Annotated in this window: 15 protein-coding genes; 6 read left to right on the top strand and 9 right to left on the bottom strand. The window is 51.3% G+C overall.

Going from position 1 to position 18,621, the window contains the following annotated elements; all coding sequences use genetic code 11:
• Position 1: 1 nt before the first annotated feature.
• Positions 2–952, bottom strand: coding sequence for a prolyl aminopeptidase (gene pip / locus BLV85_RS02450; protein WP_176973899.1), 951 nt, complete (start codon positions 950–952; stop codon positions 2–4).
• Positions 953–1,770: 818 nt separating this feature from the next.
• Between pip and BLV85_RS02445 the strand changes: the two genes are divergently transcribed.
• The 5 genes from BLV85_RS02445 to BLV85_RS02425 all read left to right on the top strand — a co-directional run bounded on the left by BLV85_RS02445 (position 1,771) and on the right by BLV85_RS02425 (position 7,680).
• On the top strand, positions 1,771–2,928 hold the full coding sequence (locus tag BLV85_RS02445) for a patatin-like phospholipase family protein (protein WP_090411778.1): 1,158 nt from the start codon (positions 1,771–1,773) through the stop codon (positions 2,926–2,928).
• A gap of 9 nt (positions 2,929–2,937) precedes the next feature.
• Positions 2,938–3,651: a TerC family protein gene (locus tag BLV85_RS02440; protein WP_090411776.1), complete on the top strand. Its 714-nt coding sequence runs from the start codon at positions 2,938–2,940 to the stop codon at positions 3,649–3,651.
• 179 nt (positions 3,652–3,830) lie between these two features.
• On the top strand, positions 3,831–4,256 hold the full coding sequence (locus BLV85_RS02435) for a universal stress protein (RefSeq protein ID WP_090411774.1): 426 nt from the start codon (positions 3,831–3,833) through the stop codon (positions 4,254–4,256).
• Positions 4,257–4,522: 266 nt separating this feature from the next.
• A complete protein-coding gene (locus tag BLV85_RS02430) occupies positions 4,523–5,287 on the top strand; it encodes a 3',5'-cyclic-nucleotide phosphodiesterase (RefSeq protein ID WP_090411772.1) in 765 nt (254 codons plus the stop codon).
• Positions 5,288–5,304: 17 nt separating this feature from the next.
• Positions 5,305–7,680 (top strand): GspE/PulE family protein, encoded by a 2,376-nt coding sequence (locus BLV85_RS02425; protein WP_090411770.1) that lies wholly within the window; start codon positions 5,305–5,307, stop codon positions 7,678–7,680.
• 380 nt (positions 7,681–8,060) lie between these two features.
• Here BLV85_RS02425 and BLV85_RS15775 read toward each other — a convergent pair whose 3' ends face one another.
• The 8 genes from BLV85_RS15775 to BLV85_RS02385 all read right to left on the bottom strand — a co-directional run bounded on the left by BLV85_RS15775 (position 8,061) and on the right by BLV85_RS02385 (position 18,238).
• Positions 8,061–8,519: a pilin gene (locus BLV85_RS15775; RefSeq protein ID WP_090411768.1), complete on the bottom strand. Its 459-nt coding sequence runs from the start codon at positions 8,517–8,519 to the stop codon at positions 8,061–8,063.
• A 170-nt stretch (positions 8,520–8,689) separates the two neighbouring features.
• Entirely contained in the window at positions 8,690–10,441 is a 1,752-nt protein-coding gene (locus BLV85_RS15585; RefSeq protein WP_281245706.1) for a complex I subunit 5 family protein, read from the bottom strand.
• Positions 10,441–11,943, bottom strand: coding sequence for a complex I subunit 5 family protein (locus tag BLV85_RS02410; RefSeq protein ID WP_090411764.1), 1,503 nt, complete (start codon positions 11,941–11,943; stop codon positions 10,441–10,443). Before BLV85_RS02410 ends, BLV85_RS15585 begins: the two co-directional genes overlap by 1 nt.
• The gene (locus tag BLV85_RS02405; RefSeq protein ID WP_090411762.1) at positions 11,940–13,469 is read right to left on the bottom strand and encodes a complex I subunit 5 family protein; all 1,530 of its coding nucleotides are present in this window, start codon (positions 13,467–13,469) and stop codon (positions 11,940–11,942) included. The genes BLV85_RS02410 and BLV85_RS02405 overlap by 4 nt, the downstream gene beginning before the upstream one ends.
• A 63-nt stretch (positions 13,470–13,532) precedes the next feature.
• Complete coding sequence (locus BLV85_RS02400; RefSeq protein ID WP_090411760.1) at positions 13,533–14,135, bottom strand: deoxynucleoside kinase; 603 nt, start codon at positions 14,133–14,135, stop codon at positions 13,533–13,535.
• Complete coding sequence (locus tag BLV85_RS02395) at positions 14,119–15,123, bottom strand: dCTP deaminase/dUTPase family protein (RefSeq protein WP_090411758.1); 1,005 nt, start codon at positions 15,121–15,123, stop codon at positions 14,119–14,121. Before BLV85_RS02395 ends, BLV85_RS02400 begins: the two co-directional genes overlap by 17 nt.
• Positions 15,120–16,151 (bottom strand): adenylosuccinate synthetase, encoded by a 1,032-nt coding sequence (locus tag BLV85_RS02390; protein ID WP_090411756.1) that lies wholly within the window; start codon positions 16,149–16,151, stop codon positions 15,120–15,122. The genes BLV85_RS02395 and BLV85_RS02390 overlap by 4 nt, the downstream gene beginning before the upstream one ends.
• Positions 16,142–18,238 (bottom strand): ribonuclease H-like domain-containing protein, encoded by a 2,097-nt coding sequence (locus BLV85_RS02385; RefSeq protein WP_090411754.1) that lies wholly within the window; start codon positions 18,236–18,238, stop codon positions 16,142–16,144. Before BLV85_RS02385 ends, BLV85_RS02390 begins: the two co-directional genes overlap by 10 nt.
• A 164-nt stretch (positions 18,239–18,402) precedes the next feature.
• On the opposite strand from BLV85_RS02385, the gene BLV85_RS15410 reads away from it, so the two are divergent.
• On the top strand, positions 18,403–18,621 hold a 219-nt coding region (locus tag BLV85_RS15410), incomplete at its 3' end, for a hypothetical protein (protein ID WP_218132760.1).

The following is an 18,621-nucleotide window of genomic DNA, read 5'->3' as shown; positions in this document are numbered from 1 at the left end:
TTTACAATTTCGACTTGAAGGCCTCGGTTGCCTTGATCAGCTCGGTCTGAATGCCGGGTTCCCACGCAGAATGGCCAGCATCGTTAACGATGACATAGTCTGCTTGTGGCCATGCCCGGTGGAGATCTTCCGCGCTGGTAATCGGACAGACAGCGTCGTAACGGCCTTGCACGATTACGGCAGGCAGATGATGCAGCTTTTCCACGTTTTCGAGCAGGCTGTTTTCGGGCAGAAAAATGTTGTGAATGAAATAATGTGCTTCCATTCTGGCCAGACCGAGCGCAACGGAATCGCTGGCGAAATAGTCGACTGTTTCTGGACTGGGCAGCAAGGTGGAGCAACGTCCTTCGTAGCGGCCCCATGACCGGGCGGCAGGCATGTGAATCGCCGGATCGGGGTGCATCAGCAAGCGATAGTAGGTCGAAAGAATGTCGCAACACTCGATGGGTGAAAGCGGTGTGACAAACTCACGCCAGGCTTCGGGAAAGAAATTGCGCAGCCCATACAGAAACCAGTTGATTTCGCTTGTCCGACAAAGAAAAATTCCTCTCAAAATAAATCCCAGGCAGCGATCTGGATGGGTTTCTCCATAGGCCAGCGCCAGCGTGCTTCCCCAGGAGCCGCCGAATACCAGCCATTTGTCTATTCCGAGATGTTGGCGCAGTATTTCGATGTCTTCGATGAGCAGAGGTGTCGTATTGTCACGTGTTTCACCCAGTGGCGTAGAGCGACCGGCGCCACGCTGGTCATAGATGATGATCCGGTAATGGCCAGGGTCGAAGAATTGGCGATGAGCGGGGGTGGATCCGGCCCCGGGCCCGCCATGAAGAAACAGGATAGGCACGCCATCGGGTTTGCCTGATTGCTCCCAGTACATGGTGTGGATACTGTCGAGTGGCAGCATGCCTTGTTCAAAGGGTTCGATGTGAGGGAAAAGCCCAGTATGCGTCATAATGTTTTTACAAGGTTATTTGGTTGTATCGACTCAGTTAACCGCTGCTTGTCATCGCGACCGGATCAAACATGCACCTGTATGTAGGTCAATCGTGTCTGTTTTACTGGTTCAGAGGCCAAATGGCAGTCATCGAGCAGCCGCATGGGTACGGCAGAATATTGTGCCTTATCGAGATGACCAATCGCCATCTTCAGAGCATGCGGACAATGCCATTCAGTGCCGGACAAGCATGTGAGTGAGTTTTGACCCGGTTAACTGTAAATGTGAGCCTGAAGGTCATGAATATTTTAACCCTGGTGAAAAAATTTCCTCATAATCCATGGACTGACAAACTTTGGTTGGCAAAATACCAAAGCCAGCCTTTCGCATGATTCATGCTCGATTATCCGAATAGCATTTGCTGCAGCCTCGCATTATACGCTGTTGCGGCAGCTCGCCAGGGGCATCTTGCGAAAGATGTGCGAGAATAGCGAGAGAGGCATGAGAACCAAGCAAAGCTTTGCGAAGATGGATGCTTCACTATCGCGCCATAAATAGCCTATTAGCCAGAATAGAAATATTTCTGCACTGGATCATTCTATTTTCTGAATCGGCTTCCTATGCAGTGGACTTGCGATTCAGTATAGTGAATAAATGGGCAGGTGAAGGTGAGTTTTGTCATACCTCCATGCGCCGATCCTGATGTAACCCTTGCAATAACTGAAAGACTGGGAGGGCATTAGCGAAGCATGTCATGCCCCATCTTTCCGTTTGGACAATCTGTCCACGAATGCCGCGTGGCAAGCTGAAAACAATCTGGAGAATACCTGTCGTCCGTGAGTGAAACAACTAAAAATCCCTTGTCACGTCCCAAACTGGGTCTCGTATTGACCGGTGGTGGCGCGCGAGCCGCCTACCAGGTGGGAGCGCTCAGAGCCATAGCCGAAATGCTGCCGCCCCATGCGCGCAGTCCTTTTCCCATTATTTGCGGCACCTCGGCGGGTGCGATCAATGCAGCGGGAATTGCCATGGCCGCAACGCATTTTTCTCTGGGTGTGAAACAGCTTGAAACGGTCTGGGGGAACCTGCGTACCGAGCAGGTTTATCGTTCTGATCTGGCTGGTGTGTTGCAGAATACGTTGCGTTGCCTGGGGTCGGTTATCTCCAGCAGAATGGCCGGCAGGCCTGTTTCGCTATTGAATAATGTGCCGCTCAAGCGCTTGCTGGGCCGTCATCTTCCATTCAGGGGGATACGCAGAAGCATCCACGCGGGTGCGCTGCATGCGCTGGGTATAACCGCCTGGGGATATGCTTCGGGCCAGTCGGTTACGTTTTATCAAGGTGATTTGAACATTACACCCTGGAGGCGCGCGCAGCGGATCGGTGTGCCGGTGCGGATCGGGATCCAGCATCTGATCGCGTCAGCCTCGATTCCCTTCATTTTTCCGGCAGTCCGGGTCAATCGTGAATATTTTGGTGACGGTTCCATGCGGCAACTTGCACCACTCAGTCCGGCGCTGCACCTCGGCGCGGAACGGGTGTTGGTAATCGGCGTGAATGAAAAAAAGGATATCGATTGCGAACGCGTTAAAGTGACCAGCTATCCACCCATGGCACAGATAGCGGGACATGTGTTGAACAGTATTTTTGTCGATAGCCTCGATGTCGATCTGGAGCGTTTGCAGCGCATCAATCAGACACTGGCCTTGATTCCGAATAGCGAAAAAGAGAAAACGCCGTCGCTGCGCCCAATCCATTCCATGATCATTTCTCCCAGTGAAAAAATCGATGACTATGTGCAAGCGCATGCCGACAGTTTGCCGCGCACCATGCGCTATCTGTTCAGGGCCGTTGGGGCGATGAAACCGAATGGCTCGGCCCTGCTGAGTTATGTGTTGTTCGAGGCGTCTTACTGTCAGGCGTTGATTGATATGGGGTACCGGGATACGTTGCGGCGACAGGATGAGATTTACGCATTTATTACCGATGAATAATGGAAAGATATGGAGATGACTGATTCCCTGTTTTGGGTGGCGGTTTTTCAGATTATTGCCATCGACATTGTCCTGGGGGCGGACAATGCGGTCGTGATCGCACTGGCATGCCGGCGTTTGCCGGAGACGCAGCGTAACCGGGGCATATTCTGGGGAATGGTGGGTGCGATTGGCATGCGTATCATGCTGGTGTTTTTTGCACTCCACTTGCTTGCGCTTCCGTTTCTGAAGATTATCGGTGCCTTGCTGCTGTTATGGATCGGGGTCAAGCTGTTGTTGCCCGAGCCGGCGAGCGATGGCCCCATCGTGCGCGACAGCCCGACGCTGTTTGGCGCCATCAGAACCATCATCATTGCCGATACGGTCATGAGTCTGGACAATGTCATAGGGATTGCCGGTGCGGCCAGGGATAGCCTCGCCTTGGTGACATTTGGCCTGGTTTTCAGCGTGCCGATCATAGTCTGGGGAAGCAAAGTGATCATGAAATGGATGGAGCGCTTTCCTGTCATTGTTATCATCGGCGCTGGGTTGCTTGGCTGGATTGCGGGCGGCATGCTGACAACCGATACCGTCACCCAAGACTGGGTAGAAACCCAGGCCGCATATTTACACTGGCTGGTGCCGGCCTGTGGTGCATTGCTGGTGGTGGCGACAGGAAAATGGTTGACGGCCAGAATCCATAAAAAGCTGCGGGCACCGGTCGATCTTGTGAACAGAGACTGAAGATCGGACAACCTGGTCGTGACGGGAAAATCATATTGTCCGGGTACAGGATTGCTGGCGGCCCGGGTCATTGGCGGCTCTCATCGGCCGGCATGGGCTTGTTCTTGTCCGGGATGGTTTTCCGGTGTATGCCCGCGAGTTTTGTCTGTGATGAAATACACGTGAATGAGGAGCGCTGCATGTTAAAAATGTTGCTGCCGGTGGATGGATCTGAAGCTTCTGGCCGGGCTGTGGAACAATTTATGGAACGGCTCGACTGGTACAAGGAAAAACCAGAGATACATCTGCTGAATGTACGGGTGCCACTACATGGTGATATTGCCATGTTCATCAACAAGGAAGAAATCGGCAATTATTACCAGGAAGAAGGGCTGAAGGACCTGGGGCAGGCGCGCGCGTTGTTGGACCAAGCGGATGTCGCCTACCAACATCATATCGTTGTGGGGGAACCCGTGACCATGATCGTGCAATTTGCTGCCGAAATAGCATGTGATCAGATTGTCATCGGTCCGCGCGGGTTGGGTGCCATCAAGGGATTATTGCTTGGCTCGGTTGCCAGCAAATTGATACAGCTTGCAACCACCCCGGTACTGCTGCTCAAATAACGCGCATCGGTCTTGTGAAAAGCTGATGTAGTCCGCCTTCATCCCTGGCAACGGCTCAGCCATCGGCTAGGAGGCTGTCCGAGAATAGCGATCGTAGCGAGGACGAAGCTGGCTGAGCGGGATTTTCCGATCTTTTGAGACGAATAGTTGTTCTATTCAACGAAAAGGATCGGAAAGTCCCGCCTGGCAGGTTCGTCCGCAGTAGATCAGTCTATTCTCGGACAGCCTCCAAGTCTTGTCAAATCGGAGAGGGAGGTGATGTAATCTTGAAGCTGAGGATATTGGGTTGTAGTGGTGGCATCGGCGAGGGGGGGCATACCACCGCATTGCTGCTGGATGAGGATATTCTGATCGATGCCGGCACTGGAGTGGGTCAGCTTGGCTTGAATGCGTTGTTGAAAATCGACCATGTGTTTGTAACCCATTCACATTTGGATCATATTGCGTTTATCCCTTTTCTGGTCGATACGGCCGGCTGTCAGCGTGTCAAGCCATTGACCGTACATGCCTTGCCTGCCACCTTGCAATGCCTGAAGCAGCATGTGTTCAATGGCCATATCTGGCCAGATTTTTCTATTATCCCCAATGCTCGGCAGCCTTATATGCGCTATCAGCCGCTTGTGGTGGGTGAGAGCATCATGCTGGATGGACGCAAGATCACGCCGTTGCCGACTCATCATGTCGTGCCTTCGATCGGTTACCAGCTTGATTCCGGGCAGGCCAGCCTGGTATTCACCGGTGACACCAGCGCGCATGAGCCATTATGGGAAGCAATCAACCGAATTGATAATTTACGCTACCTGATCATCGAATCGGCTTTCAGCAATGCAAAACGGGACATCGCCTTGCATGCGAAACATCTCTATCCAGCCATGCTGGCTGATGGGCTGAATAAGCTCCGGCATGATGCCGAAATATATATTACTCACTTGCGCCAGGATGAAGCGGACGTGACCATGCGCGAAATCATTGCATGTGTCACGCGGGGTCATCCACGCAGATTGCTGAGTGGTCATATATTCGAATTCTAGGATGGAGGGATGTGGACATGCCTATCAATGGACAACCGGGCGTAGCGGGTTGCCCGGTTCAGCACGACTGGCCGGGCCTGGTGCAGCAGTTTCAGGCGATAATAGGGAAGATCGAAGCAACTGGAAATATCGATGTTATCCTGGGCGGGATCGGCCAAGACCTTTGCCGATTGTGTCAAGCTGAGCAGTTGATGATTTATGCGGTCAGCGAGGACGGGACTGGCATGCTTTCGCGGGTGACCAGTGGCCTGGAGACAGCCAACCCGGCGCTTCAGTTGCCGATCAATGGACATAGTCTGATCGGCTACGCCAGCCTGCACAAAAGAATGATCAATCTCGAAGATGCAACCGATCATGCTGCGCTCAAGGCTAAAGGTGTGCAGCCGCATTGGTTGCAGCCAATTGAGGCGTCCCTCGGCCTGCGTTGCCGGCAGGTGCTGGTTGTCCCCATTTTAAATCGCAGCCACCATGAGCTGCTGGGTATGGTGCAAATTGTCAATCATCAGGAGAATCAACCTTTTGCGCACGATATGGCAGACAGTGTGAGCGGGATATGCCAGGCGTTGGCGAACGCTTTTCAACGGCAACGGCGGCCACGGCTGTTCACGCGTACCCGTTACGATCATTTGATCGCCACCGGGGCGATTGGCGCTTCGGAATTCGAATTGGCCAAACGGAAAGCACGTGCCACAGGGGACAACCTGGAAGACATTTTACTCGATATGTTCCAGATCGAACCCGCCCAGATCGGTGCCGCGCTGGCCGCCTTCTTTGGTGTCAGATACGAGCCTTACCAGGCGGATCGTGCCAGGCCGCTGGCTTTGTTGAAGCATCTCAAGCGTGAGTTTGTTGAGAGCAACAGCTGGCTGCCGATAGACGACGGCATGGATGGCTTGACGGTACTGACACTGGATCCCGAGCGCATCAAGGCATTGCGTATCGTCAACCAGGTTTTTCCCAAACACAAGATTATCTATACAGTCTGTACCCAGCGTGAATTCCGGGCAACCCTGGATTTGTTTTATGGAGAGGATGGACTGAAAGAGGGCGGGGACAGCATTGATAGCATGCTGTCGCGTTTCGTCGAGGAAACGGAAGAGCCTACCAATGAGCTCGATGAGGCCCTGGCAGCGGCGGATAACGAGCTGGTCAAACTGGTCAATCGTATCATTATGGATGCCTACAAGATGGGGGTTTCCGATATTCATGTCGAACCATTGCCCGGTAAAGGCAATACCCGCATCCGCTTCCGTAAAGACGGTTCCTTGATGCCTTATATCGAGTTGCCGGCGCGTTATCGTAACCCGCTGATCACGCGCATCAAGATTATGTGCGATCTGGATATTTCAGAAAAGCGCAAGCCGCAGGATGGCAAAATCAATTTTCGCAAATTTTCTATCCTTGATATCGAGTTGCGGGTGGCGACCATTCCTTCGGCTGGCGGCGTGGAAGATGTGGTCATGCGGATACTGACTGCGGGCGAGCCGATTCCGCTGGAGAGAATGGGGTTTGCCGGGCCGAATCTGCAGGTGCTCAAGTCGCTGATCGCTAAACCCTACGGATTGTTCTTCGTTTGTGGTCCGACCGGGTCCGGCAAGACCACCACCCTGCATTCCATCCTCAAGCACCTGAACACACCGGCCACCAAGATTTGGACAGCGGAGGATCCGGTCGAAATCACGCAATCAGGCTTGCGCCAGGTGCAAATCAATCCCAAGGCCGGCTTGACCTTCGCGACGGTGATGAAATCCTTTCTGCGGGCCGATCCGGATATCATCATGGTGGGAGAAATGCGCGACCGGGAAACCACCAGCATGGGCATCGAAGCATCGCTTACCGGCCATCTGGTGTTTGCTACTCTGCATACCAACAGTGCGCCGGAATCCATCATTCGGTTGCTGGATATGGGAATGGATCCATTCAACTTTTCCGATGCATTGCTGGGCATTCTGGCGCAGCGCCTGGTTAAACGCTTGTGCCGGTGCAAGCGGCCGCATGTGGCCAGTCCGGAAGAAATCCGCCTGCTGCTGACCGAATATTGCATGGATCTGAAACAAATCGATCAGTTTAAGGCGGAGCCCAGCACCGCCTACCAGCAAATCTTGGCGCGCTGGACAGAACAGTATGGCGATGCCCATGCACGTATCATGCTGCATGAACCGGTAGGCTGTGACCATTGCAACGGTACTGGCTACGCTGGCCGGGCCGGCTTGCATGAACTGCTCACTGCCACCGATGCCATGAAGAAAAAAATTCAGGAGCGCGCCCGCGTGGCTGAAATGCTCGTTACCGCGCTGCGCGAAGGCATGCGTACGCTCAGACAGGACGGAATTGAAAAAGTCTTGCAGGGCATTACCGATATGCGCCAAGTCCGTGCCGCGTGCATCAGATGATACAGCCGGCATGCTGCCTCCTTTGAATGAAGGGATGGGATGAGAGTGGCACTCAGACGCGGCATGGCGCCGCGCCTGAGGTGATCCGGCTTAAGTGGGGCATCCACTGGAGCGGCAGGTCGATGGCGACAGCGACAGCGACAGGTTGGATGGATGTTTGCTGTCAGCCGGTCGAAGCGGGTCCGCCATCGTCCGGCCAGTGCCTAGGAGGCTGTCCGAGACTGATCTACTGCGGACGAACCTGCCAGGCTGGATTTTTCGATCCTTTTTGTTGAATAGAACCACTATTCGCCTCAAATGATCGAAAAATCCCGCTCAGACAGCTTCGCCCTCGCTACGATCGCTATTCTCGGACAGTCTCCTAGTAAGGATGCGTGGTTTCAGCTCTCCTCGGCGCCGCCTGCCTCGGCTGGGACACGGCAGTTGGGCGGAACATGATTGCTGCTGCCAGCGGTTTGTGTGCAGGTCCAAACGATCGCGCTGCCTGCCGAGCCCGGTTGGGTCGGGGCAAACACCAATGTGACCCCCCCAGCTGCAGGGGTGGTTGTGACAGTAATATTGCCCGAGGAAGATTCGCAGGTCATTGAATTGATATTTGTTGTCGGGGCTGTGATGGTGGCAACTCCCAAGCAGGCGTCAGCAGGGGGTTCGCCGCCATTGACCGCGATATTCTCGCTGACGGTGGTCTTGGCAGCCGATGCCATGCTGATTGCTTCAGTAATACGGGCGCGAATGGTGTAATCCTGATAAGCAGGAACAGCCACCGCTGCCAGAATGCCGACGATCGCCACTACGATCATCAGTTCAATGATGGTGAAGCCTTTAATGTTGCGTTGCATCAATGTAGTTCTCCTTCGAGAGTAGTTAAGAGCGTTGAATAAGTGAAATTTACGACAGTGCTGTGCCATGACAAGTAATCTGGAATGATATCGACGTCTGCCCAAGCTGCTTTAGAGCTCGTTAATGAATAACTTGAGCGTATCATCCCAAGTTATTCATTAACGAGCTCTTAGCGCAAGCTGGCATTGGCCAGGATCAAGCCGAGCAGTATAAATCCTGTCAGGGCCAGTGGCCACCAGGCAAGCCAAGTTTCTAGTTTTGTGCCGATCTTTTGCCAGTCCAGGCTTGTGCGCAGTGCTAGAAATTTTTGCCTGCTGGCATCCAGCCAGCGGGGCAAGTCATCGCGGCCCAGTCGCCGGCAGCCGGCCAGTATGTACATGACTGCCTGTTCATAGACTGTCAGCATGTCGCCAGGTGGCAGGTGGAGCGTGTTCAATACCTTGGCGGTCTGCTGCAGGCGTGATTGGGAACGGCTGATATAGAGCACACTCAGAGCGGCTGCCAACACCGGTAATAGGCTGTCCAGCAATGCGCGCCCCGTCCAGTGAAAGGGTGAGATCCGTCCCATGCCCAGCGGGAAGGCGGCGATACTGGCAAGCAGGATGCACCATGGCCACTGCCACCCGATTGGAGCGGGATTGCCGGGCGGTCTGGCAGGATTGTGGGGTGCGGTCATGAGCAGAAATCGCCCCAGCAGCAGGGTGGTGGCGATGGCGCTGGCGGGTAGCAGCACTTGCCATGGCATCGCCCAATACTCGGGCAATTGCAACGTTTGCTGCTTGAGCAGCGTTTTGGCCAGCATGCCGCTGGTAAAGGGCGCACCGGCCAGGGCCAGGGCAGGCAGCCAGAGTCCCATCCAGACCCATTTTTGTGAGCGGGTATCGCTTTGATGAAGTATGCCGGCCCCCAGAAACAATGCGCCCTTGGCCAGGCCGTGATGCAGCACATAAATCAGCAGCGCCGAGAGTATGGCGGGCCAGGCGTGCGGTGTCAGCAAACCGAGTCCGATGGTCGCGGTCAGAATGCCCATTTGGCTGATGCTGGAGTAGGCCAGCAAGGTTTTGGCGTCGCGTTGGGTGAGTCCAATCACGACTGCGTAAAATGCGGCAGTCAGCCCCAGGATGATCCAGAATGCGCCCCATGCTGGCAGCATGGTTTCGCCCAGCGGCAGCAGCCGCAACCAGCCAAGCAGGCCTGCTTTGATCATGACCCCCGAGAGTACAGCGCTGGCCGGGGCAGGTGCGACCGGGTGTGCGAGTGGCAGCCACACATGCAATCCAAGCACACCGGCCTTGATGCCGAAACCCAGCCAGGCCGTCAGCAATATCATATCCAGCCAGACAGAATGCCCGAGCACCGGGCGGGCATGCTCGAACGAAAGCGTTCCAGCCGCCGCTGCAGCCAAGAGCAACGCGGCAAAGATGGCAGCCTCTCCGAGCATGACCAAGATGATGTAGCGGGTGCCTGCGCGCCAGGCCTCGGCCGTGCGCGTATGAATGATTAGGCCATAGGAGGCCAGACTCATTAGCGTGAAAAAGAGATAAAAATTCAGCATGTCCTGTGCCAGGATCAGGCCGATATTGCCGGCCAGTGCCAGATTGAACCAAGAGAAAAAGTGTGCCTGCCGTGATGCGGATATACTTGTGCTGGCATGCCAGCCAGAGATTCCCCACAATAGTCCCGCCAGCAGCAGGAATGGCCGGCTGACCGGATCTAGCCCCCACAGGCTGCCGAGTAGAAGCCAGGGGACTTCAATCAGCGGATCGGGTGATGGAAAAATGACTGCAAGCAGTGCGGGGAGCGCACCCCAGGGCGCAAGCCGCAAGACAATACCGGGCCGGCGTGGCAAGGACAAAATCAGGCCCAGCAACAATGGCCAGGCAACAGCAGCAATCAGGAGTGTCGGCAACAGGATGTTCATCAGCGCCAGAATTGACTGTGAATGATGAATAACGCCCATTCCAGGGGACTGAACGAAAGCGCCGCCAGCATGCCGGCCGTCAGTGACAACAGTGCTGTCGCGACTGGAGGGAGCAGCAATGCCCAGGTAGTTTCCTGATGGGTGGGTTTGCGCATGACCGGCCAGCTGGCTGGTGGATCGCAGAACCATACCGCATAGATTATCGGTAAAAAATAGGCAGCATTCAGCAGGGTGCTGGCGATTAGTATCCAGATGACCCAGTTCTGTTCCATTTGCAGGGCCCCCAGACCGAGATACCATTTGCTGATGAATCCGGCAATCGGTGGCATGCCGATCATGCCCAGTGCGGCCAGGGTAAATGCCGCCATGGTGAATGGCATGCGCTGACCTACGCCCTTCATCTCGCTGATTTTATGGATGCCAAGCGTTTCGGCCAGATTGCCCGCGCAGAAAAATAGCGTGATTTTCATCAATCCCTGATGGACGAGGTGGACCAGGCCGCCGATTGCCGCCAAGGGGCCTGCCAGCGCGATACCCAGCGTAATGTAGGATACCTGGCTGACGGTTGAGAAGGCCAGGCGGCGTTTCAGGTCATCCTGGAACAGGGCGCGCAGCGAGCCATAGAGAATGGTCACTGCGGCGATGATCGCGAGCGGGGTGGTGACCCCTAGCTCCTGTGCGGCGAACTCAATGTCAAACACATCATACAGAACGCGTACAATCCCAAATACACCCGCCTTGACGACTGCGACCGCATGCAACAGCGCGCTGACAGGCGCCGGGGCGACCATGGCCTGCGGCAGCCAGCTATGTAGGGGCACCAATGCAGCCTTGACGCCCAAGCCCACGATCAATAGCATGAAAATGGCAGTCAGGTCGGCATGATGGGCTTGCCCGAGAGTCCGCACGAATCCGCCTTGTGGCGCAAACTCGAGTGTGCCGGTGAGGGTATATAACCAGACGGTTCCCGCCAGCAGTAACGTACCGCCGCCGATGGTGTAAACCAGGTAAGTTTGCCCGGCACGCCGCGCGATGTCAGTCCCGCGATGCACGATGAGTGGGTAGGTGGCCAGTGTCAGCAGTTCATAAAAAAGGAGAAAAGTGAATAGATTGCTGGCCATTGCCACACCTGCGGTCGCGGCCACGCACAGGCTGAAGAACCCAAAGAAGCGGCTGCGGTGGGGCGATCCTTCCAGATAACCGACAGCGTAGATGGTGGTTGCCAGCCACAATACCGACGACAAACCCAGGAACAATACCGAAAGCGGCCCTACTTGCATGGCAAGGTCGAAATCGGACATGAGCACAATTCTGGATTCAAAGTGTTGTCCGCGGTAGACATGCCAAATCATCCATCCAACCATGCCCAGCTTGATCAATGCCGCCAGCAGATTGAGTGTTGTCCGGGTGCGCACACTGTTCTCGGGCAACATGAATATAATCAAACCCAACGTCAGCGGGCCCGCCAGAATCAGCAATGGTAGCCAGCTTTGCATGCTCATGGCAGGCTGATGGAGTGAAAGGGACTGCCAACCGCCAACAAAGCGAGTGGCTGCGCAGCGAACAATCCAAGCAGCAATGAGCCGATCGCGAGGAGCAGGGCGCTCCATTGCATTACGGCGGGGACTGGCTGCACGGCATGGGGTGTGGTTGCCTGGTTGAAAGCGTAACCGATGACCTTGAATATATAACCCGCCGCCAGCAGGCCGCCCGCCAGGATGATGATCGCCCATCCCCAGTGGCCTTGGGAGATGGCGGCCTCCAGCAACAACCATTTCCCGATGAAGCCACCGCTGGGTGGCAGCCCTATGATGCTGACACCCGCCAGCGCAAAGGCCATCAGACTGACCGGCAGTTGCTGCGCAACCCGTTCGAGTGCGGTGATTTGATCATGTCCAGCGAATAACTGAATATTGCCTGCTGCCAGAAACATGGCACCCTTGGCCAGCGCGTGCGACAAGGCTAGATAGAGCGCACCATACCAAGCGCCAGCATGGCCTGCGGCAAGCGGGAAGGCAATAAACAAATAGCCCAGCTGCGCGACGGTCGAATAGGCAACCAGCAATTTCAGGCGGGCCTGGCGCAGTGCCTGGAGTGAGCCCCATATGACTGCGGCTGCACCCATCAGGCCCAGCAAATCCGGAACGCCCGGATTGAATGCTTCGAATAGCGTCAGCCATAGCCGCAGCAAGAGATAAAAAGAGGCTTTGACTACCAGGGCGGATAACAATGCACTGACGGGTGCGGCGGCACTGCCATGCGCGGCGGGCAGCCAGAAATGCAGAGGAAACAATGCCGTCTTGAGTGCCAACCCTGTTGCCATCAGCCCCAGTGATGCCCAGGTGGCTGGCACGGCCGTCATGCGTTCGGCAAGCAGGGTGAGGTCGACGGTGGCAAAGGCATGATAGAGCAGCGCGACACCGAGCAAATAGCATAAAGATCCGAGCAGGCTGATGAGCAGATAACGCATGGCGCTGGTGAGTGCTTCCTGGCTGCCAGCCAGAGCAGTCAGGGCGACCGCGGAGAGGCCTATCAATTCCAGCGTGACATATAGATTGAAGATATCCGCTGACAGGAAGAGTGCATTCAGGCCTGTCCAGAGCAGCAGCCATAATGGCCAGAAGTATTCACCCTTGTTTATCTGCCTGACAGGCCCTGAACCGGATCGTTTGTTGAATGGGACGGAGTCCGTTGCAGTGGATGCCCGGTTGTCGGCCGATTGCATATGGAAGTAGGCGGGCGCATAGCAGCTGACTGCCAGCCCTACCAGCGAGCACATGCTGAGCATGGTGATACTCAGGCCATCCAGATAAAGCTCGATGCCCAGGGGGGCGCCCCAGCTACCGATTGGGTAGCGCTGGGTGCCGGTTGAGGCAAAGAATTGCATCAGCAAGGCAGCCAGTGAGCCATTGATGGTGAGTGCAGTTCCTATTCCGAGCCAGCGGGACTGGGCATGGAATATGAAAGTGAGCAATGCGCCGCTCAATGGCAGGCCGATCAGTAGAATGCCCCAGTCGAGCATTAGCATAGACAAATCATCCTAGAATCCGGTTGGACGGGATGGCGGAATGTATATACCCTTTGTCTTTGCCTAAAATTGAAGTGTCGAGGAAACCTTCATTTCAATTTGTTCAAGTAAGTATTTTTTTACATTCTCATTATTGGCAAAGTCAAGCTGGCCGCTATCCACTACAAACAATGCATCAGAATAGTCAGCTATAAGCCGCTCTAGTTGCATATTTATTTGCTGCAAGTATTCAATAGTAATTGAATTTTCAACCCTCCTTCCTCTATGCCTAATTCTATCGAGCTCAATCTCAGGATTGCATCTGAGGTATATAAGTAACGATGCAGGGGGCAATTCTTTATTTACCTCTTGATAAACGGCGAGGAAAGCTTGTAGCTTATCTTGAGAAAGTGTGACACGCGCATATGCCTGATCGAGCAGCAGAGAAAAGTCACAAGCTGTCTTGTTTTCGAGTTTCTGTGCAGTTTTTATTTGGTGATAATGCTGAAGTAAGAAGGTTATCTCGGTTTCAAAAGCGGTGCCAATTGGATCAGCATAAAATGCTTGCCAGAAAGGATTGGATTGGAAGTTTTCTAGGACGGGCTTAATTCTTAATCTTGTCAGTAGATTGGCAAGGGTTGTTTTTCCAGAAGCTATGCCACCGCATAGCTCAATGCGATGAATCATTTGGGTAATTTTCTTGTGCGTTTTTTGGAAAACCCTTGTTTTTTTTCTCCAACGATTCAGTAAGAGATCTAATCTGGATCTCCAAAGATTCAATCTTGTTATTTATATTATTTTTTTCCGCACTCAAATTTTCTACTAAGTCACGTGCAGTTGCAATATGTTGATTGGTAGCCGAAATTAAATCCCACGTCATAAAAACCAAAGTAATAAGCCCAAGTATGGTTGCAATAGAAATCCATTTGGTTCGATTTGCAGCATCTTTTGCATGTTGCTCAGCATCTTTTGCATGTTTTTTAGTAGCTGCTATTTCCCCAGGTATTGAACTACTTGCCGGTCTTCCATCTTGAGGTGATGCTTTATTAAAATACACTTGTACAGGAAGATTTCTTTTTTTACTAGGAAAGGATTTATAAGCGGCACTATCTTCACGAGCAGATGTATTCCAATTTCTATGTGGTGATAGTTTTGTAAATTCAACCCAGATCAGGCCATCTCCCCCCTTAATAGCATAATCTTTGGATGTTAAATTATGCAGCGGAATTAGTAACCGACCAACGAACCCAGGATCTACTAATGGTCCTGTACCTAATAATAACCCTCTATGTACGTGGGTAATTTTTAAATTAAAGCGAATAGCAATATAATCTGGCAGAAAGAATTTTGTTTGAATATAAAGAAACGCAATGGAGTTCTTTTTTAATGTAAATGGCTTATGCTTTTCAAGTTCAGTAACTTCTACTTCACTTTCCTCATTTACATAATGAACTTTCCCTAAAAAATCTACCTCATAAGATGCTGATTTAAGTTTTTTTTCTTCAAATGGGTATACCATGCTCGTAATACGAGCATAATCATGAATATCTCCAGAATTCAAAAGAGCAGGAGGAACTTCGGGTAATGGATCCTTAGATGAAAATTCCTCAAAACGGCAAGCTGCTTCCTGCTCATTCTTAGCAATTTCGTAGCCTGCCGAATATTCTCTGCTCATGCCAACTTTAAAAGATTTTCAAGAGGTATTAGATGGTTTGGTCCCAGCCCGGTATAAGTAATACGGCAGCCAATCTCACTTTCTACATAGCGTAAGAAAGCCGAGCATTTCGATGAGATGCCAATAGAATCTGAATGAGCAGTATCTATATAATCAAGATGGTTCAGGACGATTCGTGTTGGCTTGTTATACATGATCGCATCGCGCACAATTTCAGGATCAAATCGTGCAACACGACGAACGGTTTTTGTTACCGAGGTATATTCGATTATCGGTGCATTGGAGCCAGACTCATCAGCTAACTCCTGCCATGTGAATTCTCTCGGTAATGGGCCTGAGTTTCCAGCTACTCGAATCGGAAAAGCTCTAATCACTAAAACAATATCATCAACGTCTAATGGGCTTAACCCTGCTTCTGCAACAAAGCCTGCTGCAGTAGTATCTCGACTTGTCGTAAATGGATAATCACGCGCATGCAATACAGACAGCCCGAAGCCTTGTGTACCCTCAATGATTACTCGTTCTTTTTTATCTAACTTTTCACGAAGAAAAGAAGTTGCCGGACGAATATAAGGTTTCAGGCTCTCTTCATTCTGTGCTAGCTTTGCACGTCCAAGTCTACTGATTCTTGCCAGAACCGCTGCTCCCGTACCACTTTGTGTAGAGCCTATAGTGGATCCAAGCATGGATTGATTTTCATCTTGGAGGGTTTCCGGAGTAATAATGATGGCGTTAGGATCGATGAGAAGCCGTGCGGGAGAGAGGTTGGCGGTATGTATTTCTTCTAGTAAGCGGGATGGGAAAATATAACTTCCTGCTGGAAGTACGCATTTGACATCAGGCAAAATAGCCGCTGTAGGAAGTTGCCTAAAGATCAATGGCCCTTCTTCTGAAATGACAGTATGGCCAGAATTGGGGCCGCCAACTCTTATCACAACAGATGCATGCATTTCTTTAGCTAAAAAATGCGCGACCTTGCCTTTTCCCTCAGAACCGAACTGCCCACCAACAATAACGGTTACTGGCATTGAGACCTCAATAAAGAATGTGAAATTAAATGATCTGTATCTGAATATAGATTCTGGAAGCTCTTTTCATTGGTAAGTACGTGATGTGCAAGTGCATGCAAAGAAGCGACTTGTTTTTCTACTGGATGAGCCTCTGCTTCTTCAAATGACATCGGACTCGATTCTCTATTTTCGAATCTCAGTCTACGAAGTTCCATTGAAGCATCAATGTGAATATGCGAAAAAGCAGGGCCAAATACTTCTACCCAGAAAGCATGATCATCAGGAAATCTCAGGCCATCAATTACTATATTTCCTTTCTCAGGTAGCGTTTTTAGAAGCTTTCGGCAAAGCCCACGCTGGCCAAGACCTTGGTTCACCTGGTTACCAAATTCTTGAAGTTTAGGACGAGTCACTTCTTTGCCCAGACTTCCCATCATCGTAGTTAAAACCATGCTATAGCGCGTATAATGATAGCCTTGAGTTTCGAAGTAGCGAGCAAGCGTTGTCTTGCCGGCTGCAATATGCCCACTGATCCCAATTATTTTTCTGTTGCTCCAGTTAGTGGTGTCTGCTTGTAAGTCCGGGATAATCAATGCTTCTTCAACTTCTGATCCCAATGCTTCAAACTTACCGCTCCAGAAAAAAACACCGACAACTGAAGATGTGATCGCATCTATTTCATCATGTGTAAGTTGCTCGCGTAAAAAGGGTCCTCTAACTCCAAATTCACCAAGTCCTTCACATAACATGCTCAAGCTTGCACGCTTTCTGGGAATTCCCATAATATCCTGTGCCGCACCTGGATAGCTTTCGATCACAGGAATACCTTGACTCCGGAAATATGCTGCCAATCTAATTCCTCTGGCGGTAAGTTTTTGCATACTGGGAATTAGCGCGGGATAAACATTGATTCCTCGCTTTTTTAGCAGGCGCTCGCAGTCCCTCATGATACCGAATTTGTGTCTACCGGGATCATCATCAAAAACGGAAATTCTGCCCCGTGGTAGGGATAGGGGTGAATCAATTGAAACTAGATGCGGTCTGGTTTCTAAGGTTGCTGATATAAGTTCTTTATCGCTCCCGATAGTTCGTGTAATAGCTTCTGTGCCGGTCAGTAAACACCATCCAGATGGCCTTTCTTCTGAGCCACTTAAATCAATTCCCACTATTTTTAGCAGGCTTGGCTGAGTAATATGAAGGTGTTTGAGTGTAATCGCAGGACCAGTAGCTCCTTTGAACGAAGGTAAATTCTTCTCATTGAGAAAATAATTTAACCGGCCCATTTTGATTGAGGTCAGCTCTTTTTTATTAAAGAACTGCGGAAGATTTTTATAAATATGTAAAGGTATTGCCCGGTCTTTATTTATTATTTTGACAGCCTCATCAAAAATAAACTTCATGCCGAGAATGTCGTAGTAATTGTATTCTATTAGAAGTTTAAGAGCATCTAAATTGCCTCTACGATATTGATGCCAAAGAATTGGGGCGCTTTCTCCCTTTATATCAATTAAATTATCTGGTCGCTTGAAACCGAGCTTCTCTTCAATTACTTTTTGCCCACCCGAAAGCTGTGCTCTTTTAGCTAAAAATCGAAGATCAATATGTACAGGTGGAATTGGAATATTAACAAAAGCTTCGCGTAGAAAAGGAAGATCAAATAGAGATCCATTAAAAGTTATAACTACTCGCGCATCAGATAACGCTGATATCAATGGTGACTCGTCACCCCCCCTAATAAAAGCATTATATTTATCTTGGTAATACCATCCAACCAGAGTGACAACGTCATAATATCGACTCAATCCCGTTGTTTCGATATCAAGAAAAATAGTCTTTTCTTGGAATGAAAGGGGGATACGGTAATAATCGCGGCGATCTAGGAGGCTTGCAAAATATGCAGCATCCTTGGCTTCAAAAGCGGATTTTGCTTTTGATATGCAGGAGAGATGTTCTTGGTATTGTTTAGGCTCATTAGGGAATAATTCTTTTTGAGAAGTTAAAAATTTCTCCAAATCATCCCATGTAAAGATTCCGTGTTTCCAATAAATTGCTTCACGACTAGGACCTACGCCTTGCAGTAATCGCTGAAGGGTTACATGAAGCATTTGATAAAACTAAAATATCGTACCTAGATAAACATAATTATACCTTAAATAGCACGAGTCTAAAAATCCTATTTTGCCATTGAAATAACGAGAGTATTTAGTGTCTGCCCGAGAACCCCATTTTCCACCATTGGCCTGCCTAATTTTTAATCACGTTGACTACAATGCAGCAAAATGATGCATTCGATAACACATCCGTTGCCGATTTTGGGAAATGTTGCCTGGAAACCCCGAATTTTGCCCAGCAGTCACCGCTGATTGCTTGCAATCAGGCTATTATTCTAGTGTTTGGAGAGCGAGTCAGGCCGTTCGTCGATACTTCGAATCGCGCGCATTTGCCTGGTGTGCTCGCTTCACATCCTGCTGCCATAAAATATCCCCGA

Source organism: Nitrosomonas halophila, assembly GCF_900107165.1.
GTDB classification, from domain to species: domain Bacteria; phylum Pseudomonadota; class Gammaproteobacteria; order Burkholderiales; family Nitrosomonadaceae; genus Nitrosomonas; species Nitrosomonas halophila.
The sequence above is the reverse complement of the archived record's forward strand: the minus strand, read 5'-3'. Positions and strand labels throughout refer to the sequence as shown.